12 protein-coding genes are annotated in these 13,139 nt (G+C 73.5%); 6 read left to right on the top strand and 6 right to left on the bottom strand.

All coding sequences use genetic code 11. The annotated features are described in order from the left end of the window. The 4 genes from ABD52_RS15785 to ABD52_RS15770 all read right to left on the bottom strand — a co-directional run. Positions 1–388, bottom strand: a 388-nt coding sequence (locus tag ABD52_RS15785; protein ID WP_047892326.1) for a hypothetical protein, incomplete at its 3' end; no start/stop codon positions are given. Between the two features lie 101 nt (positions 389–489). Further along, a complete protein-coding gene (locus ABD52_RS15780; protein ID WP_013474092.1) occupies positions 490–837 on the bottom strand; it encodes a DUF779 domain-containing protein in 348 nt (115 codons plus the stop codon). Further along, the gene (adh, locus tag ABD52_RS15775) at positions 837–2,342 is read right to left on the bottom strand and encodes an aldehyde dehydrogenase (RefSeq protein WP_047892325.1); all 1,506 of its coding nucleotides are present in this window, start codon (positions 2,340–2,342) and stop codon (positions 837–839) included. Before adh ends, ABD52_RS15780 begins: the two co-directional genes overlap by 1 nt. 40 nt (positions 2,343–2,382) lie before the next feature. Beyond that, positions 2,383–3,666 (bottom strand): hypothetical protein, encoded by a 1,284-nt coding sequence (locus ABD52_RS15770; protein ID WP_013284179.1) that lies wholly within the window; start codon positions 3,664–3,666, stop codon positions 2,383–2,385. Between the two features lie 237 nt (positions 3,667–3,903). Here ABD52_RS15770 and ABD52_RS15765 point away from each other — a divergent pair, with 237 nt between their 5' ends. The 6 genes from ABD52_RS15765 (at position 3,904) to ABD52_RS15740 (ending at position 10,357) form a co-directional block, all read left to right on the top strand. After that, positions 3,904–4,569, top strand: a complete 666-nt coding sequence (locus ABD52_RS15765) for a response regulator transcription factor (RefSeq protein ID WP_030271171.1) — start codon at positions 3,904–3,906, stop codon at positions 4,567–4,569. Then, on the top strand, positions 4,566–5,618 hold the full coding sequence (locus tag ABD52_RS15760; RefSeq protein WP_030271169.1) for a HAMP domain-containing sensor histidine kinase: 1,053 nt from the start codon (positions 4,566–4,568) through the stop codon (positions 5,616–5,618). Before ABD52_RS15765 ends, ABD52_RS15760 begins: the two co-directional genes overlap by 4 nt. Before the next feature lie 115 nt (positions 5,619–5,733). Then, positions 5,734–7,869, top strand: coding sequence for a pyridoxal-phosphate dependent enzyme (locus tag ABD52_RS15755; RefSeq protein WP_047892324.1), 2,136 nt, complete (start codon positions 5,734–5,736; stop codon positions 7,867–7,869). After that, the gene (locus tag ABD52_RS15750) at positions 7,866–8,990 is read left to right on the top strand and encodes a D-alanine--D-alanine ligase family protein (protein WP_047892323.1); all 1,125 of its coding nucleotides are present in this window, start codon (positions 7,866–7,868) and stop codon (positions 8,988–8,990) included. Before ABD52_RS15755 ends, ABD52_RS15750 begins: the two co-directional genes overlap by 4 nt. Further along, the gene (locus ABD52_RS15745) at positions 8,987–9,622 is read left to right on the top strand and encodes a M15 family metallopeptidase (protein WP_013474098.1); all 636 of its coding nucleotides are present in this window, start codon (positions 8,987–8,989) and stop codon (positions 9,620–9,622) included. The genes ABD52_RS15750 and ABD52_RS15745 overlap by 4 nt, the downstream gene beginning before the upstream one ends. Before the next feature lie 75 nt (positions 9,623–9,697). After that, positions 9,698–10,357 carry a hypothetical protein gene (locus tag ABD52_RS15740; RefSeq protein WP_030271161.1) on the top strand — a complete coding sequence of 220 codons (660 nt, stop codon included), beginning with the start codon at positions 9,698–9,700 and terminating at the stop codon, positions 10,355–10,357. Between the two features lie 67 nt (positions 10,358–10,424). Here ABD52_RS15740 and gabT read toward each other — a convergent pair whose 3' ends face one another. Beyond that, positions 10,425–11,696 (bottom strand): 4-aminobutyrate--2-oxoglutarate transaminase, encoded by a 1,272-nt coding sequence (gene gabT / locus ABD52_RS15735; protein WP_047892322.1) that lies wholly within the window; start codon positions 11,694–11,696, stop codon positions 10,425–10,427. Between the two features lie 4 nt (positions 11,697–11,700). Next, the gene (locus ABD52_RS15730; RefSeq protein WP_047892321.1) at positions 11,701–13,137 is read right to left on the bottom strand and encodes a gamma-aminobutyraldehyde dehydrogenase; all 1,437 of its coding nucleotides are present in this window, start codon (positions 13,135–13,137) and stop codon (positions 11,701–11,703) included. Between the last annotated feature and the right edge of the window lie 2 nt (positions 13,138–13,139).

Raw genomic sequence — 13,139 nt, 5'->3', positions numbered from 1 at the left:
GCTCGATCACCAGGCGGGCGATGGTGGTGGCGGGGCCGGGGCGGAATCTGCCCTGGTCGGCGGGGATGGTCGCGGTCCAGGTGCCGGCGGTGCGGTCGTCGGTGCACGCGCCGATCACGCCGAACCCGAAGCCGGTGACCGACCCGCGCCGTACCCGCTGGTCGAGGTGCACCTCGATGTACGCGAGGCCGCGCTCGGCCCCGCAGTCGAACCGGCCGCCGACGGTGGCGGTGTGCGCCCGCACGTCGGCGGCGCCGAACCAGTTGACGGAGATGCTGGGGGAGGCGGCCGGGGCGGCGACGGCGGCGCCCGGCGCGAGCCCGAGCGTGGCGGCGGTGGCCAGGGCGGTGAGGCCGGCGGCGAGCACTGGCTGTCGGACCGGGTTCATGCGCGGTCTCCTGTCGGGCGGTGGTGGGACGCGTACTCCGAAGTGGACGGCGTCAGCATCCCACCGCCGCGATGCCCGCGAGCTGCAAGATCTCGGACAGATCAGCGGTTCAGGTGGGACCGGATGAGGAAGCGGACGCCCTCCGGCGCCTCCAGGGAGAACCCGCTGCCCCGGCCGGGCACCACGTCGACGGTGAGCCGGGTGTGCTGCCACAGCTCCCACTGGGCCTTCGACATCCAGAACTCCACCGGCTCGGGCACCCCGTCGACAGCCAGCGAGGCGAGCAGCACGTCCGAGCCGCCGGTGCGGAACTCACCGGCCGGGTAGCACATCGGGGCGCTGCCGTCGCAGCAGCCGCCGGACTGGTGGAACATCAGCGGGCCGTGCTGCCCCCGCAGCGACCGGATCAGGTCGGCCGCCGCGGGGGTCAGGGTCACGGTGTCGCCCATCAGAAGAAGCCCAGCTTCTTCGGCGAGTAGCTGACCAGCAGGTTCTTGGTCTGCTGGTAGTGCTCCAGCATCATCTTGTGGTTCTCCCGGCCGATGCCGGACTGCTTGTAGCCGCCGAACGCCGCGTGCGCCGGGTACGCGTGGTAGCAGTTCGTCCACACCCGGCCGGCCTGGATCGCCCGTCCGGCCCGGTACGCGGTGTTCAGGTCCCGGGTCCACACGCCCGCGCCGAGCCCGTACAGCGTGTCGTTGGCGATCTTCACGGCGTCGTCCAGGTCGGCGAAGGAGGTCACCGACACGACCGGGCCGAAGATCTCCTCCTGGAAGATCCGCATCGAGTTGTCGCCCTCGAAGATGGTCGGCTGGACGTAGTAGCCGCCGGACAACTCGCCGCCGAGGTCGGCCCGCTCACCGCCGGTGAGGACACGAGCGCCCTCCTGCCGCCCGATGTCCAGGTAGGACAGAATCTTCTCCAGCTGGTCGTTGGACGCCTGCGCGCCGACCATCGTGTCGGTGTCCAGCGGGTGCCCCTGCGTGATCTGCCGGGTCCGGTCCACGGCGGCGGCCAGGAAGTCGGCGTAGTGGCCCTGCTGGATGAGCGCCCGCGACGGGCAGGTGCACACCTCGCCCTGGTTCAGGGCGAACATGGTGAAGCCTTCGAGCGCCTTGTCCAGGAAGTCGTCGGAGGCGGCGCTGACGTCGTCGAAGAAGATGTTCGGGCTCTTGCCGCCCAGCTCCAGCGTGACCGGCCTGATGTTCTCGCTGGCGTACTGCATGATCAGCCGCCCGGTGGTGGTCTCGCCGGTGAACGCCACCTTCGCCACCCGCGGCGAGGACGCCAGCGGCTTGCCCGCCTCGACGCCGAAGCCGTTCACCACGTTCACCACGCCCGGCGGCAGCAGGTCGCCGATCAGCGAGAGCAGGTAGTGGATCGAGGCGGGTGTCTGCTCGGCCGGCTTGAGCACCACCGCGTTGCCGGCGGCCAGCGCCGGGGCGAGCTTCCACACCGCCATGAGGATCGGGAAGTTCCACGGGATGATCTGCCCGACCACGCCGAGCGGCTCGTGGAAGTGGTAGGCGACCGTGTCGTCGTCGAGTTCGCCGAGCGAGCCCTCCTGCGCCCGGATCGCGCCGGCGAAGTAGCGGAAGTGGTCGATCGCGAGCGGGATGTCGGCGGCGAGCGTCTCGCGTACGGGCTTGCCGTTCTCCCACGTCTCGGCGATCGCGAGGGACTCCAGGTTGTCCTGCATGCGGTCGGCGATCCGGTTGAGGATCAGCGAGCGTTCGGCGACCGACGTGCGGCCCCACGCGTCGGCCGCGCCGTGCGCCGCGTCGAGCGCCTTCTCCACGTCCTCGGCGGTGCCCCGGGCCACCTCGCAGAAGGTCTGCCCGGTCACCGGGGTCGGGTTCTCGAAGTACTTCCCACCGTGCGGCTTCACGTACTCGCCGCCGATGTAGTGGTCGTAGCGGGACTGCCAGTGGGTGGGGGCGTCGTAGCGCGTCATGGGTACCTCCGCCGTCCGTCTGGGGTGGATGGCGGGCAGGCTAGTTTCCGGGACGTTGCAGGAACGTTGCGCGCGGCAGCGCGTACTCCTCGGCGAGCTGGCGGGCCCGCGCGACAGCGAGCGGCCGGCGGGGCGCGCCCGGCGGCAACGCCCGGGCCAGGGCCTGCCAGGCGGCCAGGTCGTCGGACCCGGCCGCCGTCGCGGTCCAGGCCGCGAGCAGCCCCGGGTCGGCGCCGGCCAGCACGGCGGCGCGCAACTGGCCGTCGACCAGGCGGCGCAGTCGCGCGACTCCCGGCGCGTCCGACAGGGGCAGCAGGGGCCCGGGGTACGCGCGCAGCGCCGCCGCCGGATCGCCACGTTCCAGCAGTTCGGTGACGGTACGGAAGTCGGCGCGCACGGCCGGCCGCAGCCGGTACGGGCGGGAGTCGAGCAGTTCCTCGCCGAGCACGCGGCGCAGCCGGGACAGTTCGGCGCGCAGTGTGACCGGGTGCCGCCTGTCGTCGCCGTACAGGTCGAGGCCGAGCTGCTCCCCGGTGCGCCCCTCGGGATGGTCGACCAGCAGCACCAGCAGCTCGCTGTGCCGCCGGCCGAGCCGGATGCGCCGGCCGCCGACGCGCAACTCCGCTTCGTCACGTCCGAGCGCCGACACGTACGCCACGTCCGGCGCGGCGGGCGCGGCACCGGCCAGGAACGCCTCGGCGGCCCGGGCGGTGGCCCGGACCAGGGCGAGGCTCTGCGGGTTGGCCAGGTGGTCCCCGCCGGTGATGTCGACGGCGCCGAGCAGCGCGCCGCTGGCCGGGTCGTGGATCGGCGCGGCGGCGCAGGTCCAGCGCTGCACGGGCCGGACGAAGTGCTCGGTGGCGAAGATCTGCACGCCGTGGTCGACGGCGAGGGCGGTGCCGGGGGCGTTCGTGCCGGCGTGGGCCTCGTCCCAGCGGGCGCCGGGTACGAAGTTCATCCGCTCGGCGTGCCGCAGCACCCCGGGATGGCCCTCCACCCAGAGCAGCCGCCCGGCGGCGTCGCAGACCGCCATCAGGTGCGCGCCGTCCTGCGCGATGCCGCCGAGCAGGTCGCGGAACAGCGGCATCACCCGGGCCAGCGGGTGCGCGGCGCGGTACGTCTCCAGCGCGTCGTCGGCGAGGTCGACCGGCGCGGTGGTCTCCGGGTCGAGCAGCGCGGACCGCTCCCAGGATCGGGCCACCACCTCCCGGACCCGGCCGGAGGTGGTGCCGGCGGCGAGGAACGCCTCGTGGGCGGCACCGATCTGCGCGATCCGCTCCACCGGATCCGCGCCGAACTCCAGGGCGAGCCACGGGTCAGCCACCAGCGCCTCCTTCCACCCATCGTGACCCACCTCACCCCGGAGCGCCAATGCGTGATCCGGGTCACTTGAGCGGTGCTCGCGCCGCCCGCGTACCGGACGAACGGCCCAGACGGCCCCACGCCGGTTGTCGCAGCGTGGCCCGCGTGGAGGATGGCTGCTGCGGACGCTTACGGAACCCTTAACTCCGGCCTGCGAGGGTGTGCCGGACGACGAGGGAAGACACGGGGGAGCGCAACGGTGCGGGTGCTGGTGGCGGACGACGAGCGGCTCTTGGCGGACACGGTCGCCGAGGGGTTGCGACGGTTCTCCATGGCTGTCGACGTCTGCTACGACGGGGACGGCGCGCTGGAACGGATCGGGGTCAACCGGTACGACGTGGCGGTGCTGGACCGGGACATGCCCGGCGCCACCGGCGACGACGTGTGCCGGAGCCTGGCCGGGTCGGACGCCGGCACCCGCGTGCTGCTGCTCACCGCCGCCGCCGGCATCCGGGACCGGGTCGCCGGCCTCGGGCTCGGCGCCGACGACTACCTGACCAAGCCGTTCGCGTTCGCCGAACTGGTGGCGCGGGTGCAGGCGCTGGGCCGCCGGTCCACCCCGGCCCTCCCGCCGGTGCTGGAGCAGCACGGTGTGGTGCTCGACGTGGCCCGGCACTCCGCGACCCGGGACGGCAGCCCGCTCGGGCTGAGCCCGAAGGAGTTCGCCGTCCTGCACGTGCTGATGCGGGCCGGTGGCCGGGTGGTGAGCGCCGAGGAGCTGCTGGAACAGGCGTGGGACGAGTTCGCCGACCCGTTCACCAACGCGGTCCGGGTGACGGTGATGACCCTGCGCAAGAAGCTCGGCCAGCCGTCCGTCATCCACACGGTGCCGAAGGCCGGCTACCGGATCGGCGAGCCGGAGTGAGCCCCCGCCGCCGCATCCTGCTGGTCGGGGTGCTCGCCCTGCTCGCCGGGTTCATGCTGCCCAACCTGGTCAAGTCGCTGCTCGAAATGGTGTGGGGGCAGGCCGAGCGGTTCTGCGGCCTCGCCACGATCGGCGCGGTGTGCGAGCCGGGCCGCCCGTTCGTCCCGCTGCTGCCCATGCTGATCGAACTGCTGGTGCTGGTGGCCATCGGGTTCGCGGTGTGGGGCGCTGCCCGCTGGTGCCTGCGCCCGGTGCACGACCTGGCCGCCCCGATCGCGAACCTGGGGCCGCAGAACCTCGGCTACCGGATCCGGCGCGGCGGCCGGGACGAGCTGGCCGGGCTCGGCCGCGCGATCGACGACATGCTGGACCGGGTCACCGCCGGATACGAGGGACAGCGGCGGTTCGCCGCGAACGCCTCGCACGAACTGCGTACGCCGCTCGCGGTGCAACGCACCCTGATCGAGGTCGGCATGGCCCAGTCGCTCACCGGCGAGCAACTGGAACTGCTGACCGCCCAACTGCTCGCCACGAACGAACGCAACGAGCGGCTGATCGAAGGGCTGCTCGCGCTCAGCGAGAGCGACCAGGGCCTGCGGTCCTCCACCCCGCAACGCCTCGAACAGATCGTCAGCGGCGTACTGGCCGCGTACGCCGACCGGGCCGCCGAGGCCGGCGTGACGGTGGAGGCCCAGCTGTCGCCCCGGATCGTGACCGGCGAGCGGGTACTGCTGGAACGCCTGGTCACGAACCTGGTGGAGAACGGCGTCAAGTACAACCGCGAGGGCGGCCGGCTCGTCGTCACGGTCGGCGGTGACCCCGCGCTGACCGTCATGAACAGCGGGCAGAGCGTCCCCGCCGAGGCGGTCGACGGGCTGTTCGAACCGTTCCGGCGTCTCGCCCGGGACCGGACCAACCAGGGCGGCGGCGCCGGGCTCGGCCTGGCCATCGCCCGCTCCATCACCCAGGCGCACGGCGGCATCATCGCCGCGCGTCCGGGGCCGGACGGCGGCCTGCGGGTCGACGTCCACCTGCCCCCCGTGGGCTGACCACCCCACACACGACTCCGGGAGCCGCCGTCGCGGCGTCCCGCGATGACACCTGCCCGAGGACGGGACCGGCGGAGCCGCCTTCCACCCGCAGACGGCCGGAGAGGAGACCGCAGTGCCGACCCGTACCGAGGGGAACGTGCCGCCCGACGGCCGGGTGCTCTGGGCCGACGTGGCGAAGGGCGCCTGCATCGTGCTCGTGGTGCTGTGGCACGTCGTCGTCAAGGACTACCTGCGCGTCGACTGGCGGGTCGGCCTGCCGGTGCCGGGTGCGTGGGGGCTGCTCGGCGAGCAGTTGCTGCCGCTGCGGATGCCGTTGTTCTTCGCGCTCTCCGGCATCTTCGCGGCGAACGCGGTGGCCCGCCCGTGGCGGGTGGCCGGGCGGCCCCGGATCGCGCGGAACCTCTACCTCTACGCGATCTGGCTGCTCATCCACACCGCGCTGCTGGCGTCGGCACCGGACTTCCCGACCGACCGGGCCACCGACAGCGGTGAGCTGCTGGCCCAGCTCACCGTGACGCCCTCGAATTTGTGGTACCTGTACGCGCTGGCGCTCTACTTCGTGATCGCGAAGGCGCTGCGCCGGGTGCACCCGGCGGTGCTGCTGACCGCCGCGGGCGCGCTGTCCGCGGTGGCCGCCACCGGGCTGCTGGACAGTCCCGGGAACCGGGGGCAGGTCTACCAGAACCTGGTGTTCTTCCTGGCCGGCGTGCACCTGCGGCCGTACCTCACGCGGTGGGCGGACGGCGCGAGCACCCGGCGGCTCGCCGGCACCGGCGCCGCGTACGCGGTCGGGCTGGCCGTCATGGCGTTCGCCGGTGCGCAGAGGTGGCCCGGCGTGTACCTGCTCGTCTCCGTGCTCGCTGTGGCGTTCGGGCTGACCGCCGCCGCCCGGCTGGCCCGGCACCGCGTGGCCGGTCCGACACTGGCCCGGCTGGGCCGCCGCACGCTTGGTGTCTACGTGATCCACATGCCGGTGCTGGCGCTGCTGGACCGGCTGCTCGCCGCGCCGGTGGCCGGGCTGGCCGGTCCCGCCCGGGCGCTGCTCGTGACCGTCTACCCGGTCCTGCTCACCGCGCTCGTGCTGGCGCTGAGCCTCGCCGCGCACCGCGGCCTCACCGCGCTCGGCGCGCACTGGCTGTTCGACCTGCCGCGCCGCCGCGCCCACTCGAATCCCGAAGGAGAGACCATGTCCCGAATCGACGTGCCGGCGCTGCCGGACCGAACACATGTCGAGGAGGCCGCGCGCGCCCTGTCCGGCCGGGTGGTCCGTACTCCCGTACTGCACAGCCCGGCGATCGACCGCCTGGCCGGCACCCGCGTCCTGCTCAAGGCGGAGAACCTCCAGGACGGCGGCTCGTACAAGATGCGCGGCGCGATGCTGGCGGTGGGCCGGCTCGCCGCCGCCGGGCACACCGGTGTGGTCGCGCAGAGCACCGGCAACCACGCGGTAGCGGTTGCGCTCGCCGCCCGCCGGCACGGTGTCGCCGCCACTGTCGTGCTGCCGGTGGACGCCGCGCCGGTCAAGGTGGACCGGGCACGGGCGGCCGGGGCGCGGGTGGTGCGGGCCGGCACCACTGTGGAGGAGCGTCTGGCCGTCGCCCGGCGGATCGCCGAGGTGGAGGGCCACCCGCTCGTCGACGCGTACGACCACCCGGACGTGGTGGCCGGGCAGGGCAGCGCGAGCCTGGAACTGATCGAGGAGGCGGCGCGGCGCGGCACTCCGCTGGACGCGCTCGTGGTGCCGGTGGGCGGGGGCGGCGGCATCGCCGGGGCCTGCCTGGCCGCGGCCGGAACGCCGATCCAGGTGTACGGCGTGGAGCCGGTCGGGTGCGACTCGCTCGCGCGCAGCCTGGCCGCCGGACGGCCCACACCCGTCGCCCCGGCGCCGAGCCTGGCCGACGGGCTACGTCCCGGGTGCGTCGGCGACCTGCCGTTCGCGGTGGCCCGGACCGCGGTGCGGGGGGTGGTCCGGGTCGACGACGACGCGATCGTCGAGGCGTTCCGGCTGCTCCTGCTGGACCTGAAGGTGCTCGTCGAGCCGTCCGGCGCGGCCGCCCTGGCCGGCGCCTTGCGCCTCGGCGAGGCGGCCGGCGCGGGCGGCGTCGCCCGCCCCGGGGGCGGGGCGCCGTGGCCGCCCGAAGGCAGGCGGCAGATGACTGTCGGCGTGGTGCTGACCGGCGGAAACGTGGAAGCGGACCTGGTGGCCCGGCTGGCGGGCGACCGGATGACTGTGGGAGTGGCGGCATGAGAGAGACAGTGCGGATCGGTGTCCTGTTCGGAGGCCCGTCGGCGGAACACGAGGTCTCCTGCGCCTCGGCGCTCGGCGTGGCCCGGGCCCTGGCCGGGCAGGGGCACCGGGTGGTGGCGCTCGGCATCACCCGTACCGGCGGGATCAGGCTGCTGCCCGAACCGGTGCTCGCGCAGCACCTCGGAACAGTGGCCGCCGGCCGGGCGATCGACGACCGGCTGCCGGTCACCGGCCCGGCGGTCGAGCTGCGACGCGGAACCACAGCCGGCACCGTCGCGGTCGGCGCGGCCGACGCCCCCGCGACTGTGCACGCCGAACTGGACGTGGTGTTCCCGGTGCTGTACGGCGAGGACGGCGTGGTGCAGGGGCTGCTGGAGTCACTGGGCGTGCCGTACGTCGGGTGCGGCATCCTCGCCTCCGCAGTCGGCATGGACAAGGTGGCGATGAAGCGGGCGCTGCGGGCCGAGGACGTGCCGACCACGCCGTACGTCTGGTTCGACGAACCGACCTGGCGGGCCGCGTCCGACCCGGAGAAGCTGGTGGTCGCGCTGCGCGGGCCGCTGTTCGTCAAGCCGGCCCGGATGGGCTCCTCGATCGGCATCTCCCGGGTGGCCGACGGCGACGACCCGATCGCCGCCGTGGAGGAGGCGTTCCGGCACGACCACGTGGTGCTCGTCGAGCAGGGCGTGACCGGCCGGGAACTGGAGTGCGGCGTGCTCGGCGGCTGGCAGCCGGAGGCGTCGGCGGTCGGCGAGGTCCGGGTCGCGGGCGGCTGGTTCGACTACCGGCAGAAGTACTTCGGCGACGCCGACCCGATGATCGTCCCGGCGCCGCTGCCGGACGAGGTCACCGAGCGGATCCGCGAGCTGTCGGTGCGGGCGTTCACCGCGATCGGCGGCTGGGGCCTGGCCCGTGTCGACTTCCTCTACGACGAGACCACCGGCGACCTGTTCGTCAACGAGCTGAACACGCTGCCGGGCTTCACCGCCCACTCGATGTACCCGAAGGTGTGGGCCGAGTCCGGCGTCGCGTACCCCGAGGTGGTGGACCGGCTCGTCGCGCTCGCCTTCACCCGGCACGCGGCCCGGCCGTCGCGCGAACAACCCGGGGGTACGCCGTGATCCTGCTCTCCGACCCCCGGGTCGCCGCGGTGTCCAGCCGGGACGACGGCGAACCCCTGGTGGACCTGCGCGAGGTGCCCGGGCTGCGGGTGGACGGGCGGGCCGCCGACCCCGCCGGGGCGTACGCCCGGGTGCGGCTCGGGGTCGCGGACCGGTTGCTGGCCGCGCAGCGCGCGCTGCCGGCCGGGCTGCGCCTGCTCGTGGTCGAGGGGTACCGGCCGTACCGGGCGCAGCTCGACATCTTCACCGGCTACCGGGACGAGTTGCGGCGGCGCCACCCGGACTGGCCGGCGGACCGGTTGCACCGGGAGACCACCAAGTTCGTCTCGCCGGTCGAGGTGGCCCCGCACAGCACCGGCGGAGCAGTCGACCTCACGCTGTGTGACGCCGGCGGGGTGGAATTGGACATGGGCACAGCGCTCGACGCCACCCCGGAGGAGAGCGCCGACGCCTGCTTCACCGCGGCCCGGCACATCCCGGTCAGCGCGTGGCGCAACCGGAACGTGCTGGTGGCGGCGCTGAGCGGCGCGGGGCTGGTGAACTACCCGACGGAGTGGTGGCACTGGTCGTACGGCGACAGGTACTGGGCGTTGATGACCGGAGCGCCACACACCCGCTACGGTCCGCTGTAGCCCACGCATCCGGGTGAACGGTCCGGCCCTCCCGTCCGTACCACGCGTCGAACGACAGCGACGACGGGAGAGAACGTGAGGGTGCAGCGCAAGCACGTGCTGGCGGCGACTGTGGCGGTGACCGCCACTGTGGCGGTCTCGGTGGGCACCGGACTCGGTTTCGCGGACACCGCGCCGGCCGCGCGATCGGTCTGCGCCGGGTCGGTGACCTTCTCGGCCGAGGGCGGGCCGCCGGCCGCGACGAGCGACAGGTTCCCGGTGGGCACCCGGCTGCGGGTGACGAACCTGGACAACCGCAAGGTGGCCACGGTGACGGTGACCGGGCCGTCCGGGAGCTGCGTGCTGCTGAACGCCGCCGCCATGGACCTGGTACGCGAGCCGGGCAAGAACGTCGTCCGCCGCAACGTGGTGGAACGCCTCGACGGCGGCGGCGCCCCGGCGCCCGGTGCGCAGCCGGGTGAGACCCGGCCGGGCGCGGCGCAGCCGATCGGCGGCAGCGTCTGCTCCGGCGCGCTCACGTTCTTCGCCGAGGGCGGGGCGCCCGCAGCCACCAGCGGCCAGTTCCCGCTCGGCACCCGGCTGCGGGTGACGAACCTGGACAACAACAAGGTGGTGACCGTGACGGTGACCGGGCCGTCTGGTAGTTGCGTGCTGCTGAACACGGCGGCGATGGACGCGATCCGGGAACCCGGCAAGAACCTGGTCCGGCGCAACACTGTGGAGCTGCTCCGCTGATCCTCCGGGCGGAACACCATGGGCCGGTCCTGGGGGAGATCGGGCCCATGGTGTTCCACGTCCGGGGTCAGCCGAAGGCGGCCGCCAGGATGTCCAGGCCCCGGCCCAGCTCGTCGTCGGAGATGACCAGCGGAGGCAGGAACCGCAACACGTTGCCGTAGGTGCCGCAGGTCAGGGTGAGCAGCCCGGCCGCGTGGCAGGCAGCCGAGACCGCCGCCGTGGCGGCCGGGTCCGGGGTCAGCGTGCCCGGCCGCACGATCTCCACGGCGAGCATCGCGCCCCGGCCGCGTACCTCGGCCACACGCGGGTCACCGGCGGCGATCGCGTCCAGCCGCTCGCCCATCACCGCACCGATCCGGCGCGCGGCGGCGGCCAGGTCCAGCTCCCGCATCGTCTCCATCGCCGCGAGCGCGGCGGCGCAGGCGATCGGGTTGCCGCCGTACGTGCCGCCGAGACCGCCGACGTGCACCGCGTCCATCAGGTCCGCCCGGCCGGTCACCGCCGCCAGCGGCAGCCCGCCCGCGATGCCCTTGGCCAGCGTGATCAGGTCCGGCTGCACGCCCTCGTGCTCGCAGGCGAACCAGTCGCCGGTGCGGCAGAAACCGGTCTGGATCTCGTCGGCGACGAACACCACCCCGGCCGCCGTCGCCCACTCGCGCAGCGCCGGCAGGAACCCCTCGGCGGGTACGACGAAACCGCCCTCGCCCTGGATCGGCTCGATCAGCAGCGCGGCCACGTTCTCCGCGCCCACCTGCTTCTCGATCATCTCGATCGACCGGGCCGCCGCGGTGGCGCCGTCCAGCCCGCCGTCGCGCAGCGGGTACGACATCGGCACTCGGTAGACCTCACCGGCGAACGGCCCGAACCGGTGCTTGTACGGCATGTTCTTCGCGGTCAGCGCCATGGTCAGGTTGGTCCGGCCGTGGTACGCGTGGTCGAACACCACCACAGCGGGCCGCCCGGTCGCGTGCCGGGCGATCTTCACCGCGTTCTCCACCGCCTCGGCGCCGGAGTTGAACAGCGCCGACCGCTTCTCGAAGCCACCCGGCGTGAGCGCGTTGAGCTGCTCGCAGACCGCCACGTACGACTCGTACGGCGCGACCATGAAGCAGGTGTGGGTGAAGCGCTCGACCTGCGCGCGTACCGCCTCGACCACGCGCGGCGCGGAGTTGCCCACGTTGGTGACAGCGATGCCGGCCGCGAAGTCGATCCACTCCCGGCCGTCCACGTCGGTGATCGTGCCGCCGCCCGCCCGGTCCACGTACGCGGAAATCGTGCTGCCCACGCCCCGCGCCACCGCCTCGACCCGGCGCTTGTGCAACTCCTCGCTCGTGGCCATCGGATCAGCCCTCGATGTTGTGCATGACGTGCTTGACCCGGGTGTAGTCCTCCAGGCTGTAGACCGACAGGTCCTTGCCGTGGCCGGAGTGCTTGAAGCCGCCGTGCGGCATCTCCGAGACGAACGGGATGTGCGTGTTCACCCAGACGCACCCGAAGTCCAGCCGGCGGGTCATCCGCATGGCCCGGCCGTGGTCGCGCGTCCACACCGAGGCGGACAGGCCGTAGTCCACGCCGTTCGCCCAGCGCACCGCCTCGTCCTCGTCGGAGAAGCGCTGCACGGTGATGACCGGCCCGAACACCTCGTCCTGGATGATCTCGTCGGCTTGGCGTACGCCGGAGACCACTGTCGGGGCGTAGAAGAAGCCACGCTCGCCGACCCGGGTGCCGCCGGTGGTGACGTTCGCGTGGTCCGGCAGCCGGTCCACGAAACCGCTGACCCGCGCGAGCTGGTTGGCGTTGTTCAGCGGGCCGTAGAGCACGTCCGCGTCGTCCGGCGCGCCGGTGCGGGTGTTGCGGGCCTGCTCGGTCAGCGCGGCCACGAAATCCTCGTGGATGCCCGGACCGGTGAGCACGCGGGTCGCCGCCGTGCAGTCCTGACCGGCGTTGAAGTAGCCGCCCATCGCGATCGCCTCGGCCGCCGCCGCCACGTCCGCGTCGTCGAAGATCACCACCGGGGCCTTGCCGCCCAGCTCCAGGTGCGTCCGCTTCAGGTCCGGCGCCGCCGCGGCGGCGACCTCCATGCCCGCGCGGGTCGAGCCGGTGATCGACACGAGCTGCGGGGTCGGGTGGGAGACCAGCGTACGGCCGGTGTCGCGGTCGCCGCAGACCACGTTGAACACACCCGGCGGGAGGTGCTCGGCGGCGATCTCGGCCAGCAGCAGCGTCGACACCGGCGTGGTGTCCGACGGCTTCAGCACCACCGCGTTACCCGCCGCCAGCGCCGGGGCGATCTTCCAGACCGCCATCATCAGCGGGTAGTTCCAGGGCGTCACCTGGGCGCAGACGCCGATCGGCTCGCGCCGCACGTAGGAGGTGTGCCCGGCCATGTACTCGCCCGCCGAGCGCCCCTCCAGCAGGCGGGCCGCCCCGGCGAAGAAGCGCAGCTCGTCCACCGCCGGCGGCAACTCCTCGTCGGCGGTGAGCTGCCGGGGCTTACCGGTGTTGCGGACCTCCGCGTCGACCAGCTCGGCGGCCCGCGACTCCACCGCGTCGGCGAACTTCAGCAGCGTCCGCTGCCGCTCGGCCGGTGTGGCGTCCCGCCAGGTCTCGAACGCGGCGGAGGCGGCCTTCATCGCCGCGTCCACGTCCGCCGCGCCGGAGACCGGGGCCTGGGCGAAGACCTCGCCGGTGCACGGGTCGATCAGGTCGGCGTAGCCGCCGTCCACCGGGTCGACGTACTCGCCGTTGACGAAGTTGCGCAGCTGCTGCTGGTCGCTCATCA

The organism is Micromonospora sp. RV43 (genome assembly GCF_001029515.1).
Classification (GTDB): domain Bacteria; phylum Actinomycetota; class Actinomycetes; order Mycobacteriales; family Micromonosporaceae; genus Micromonospora; species Micromonospora aurantiaca.
This window is presented reverse-complemented; position numbering and strand designations above follow the sequence as displayed.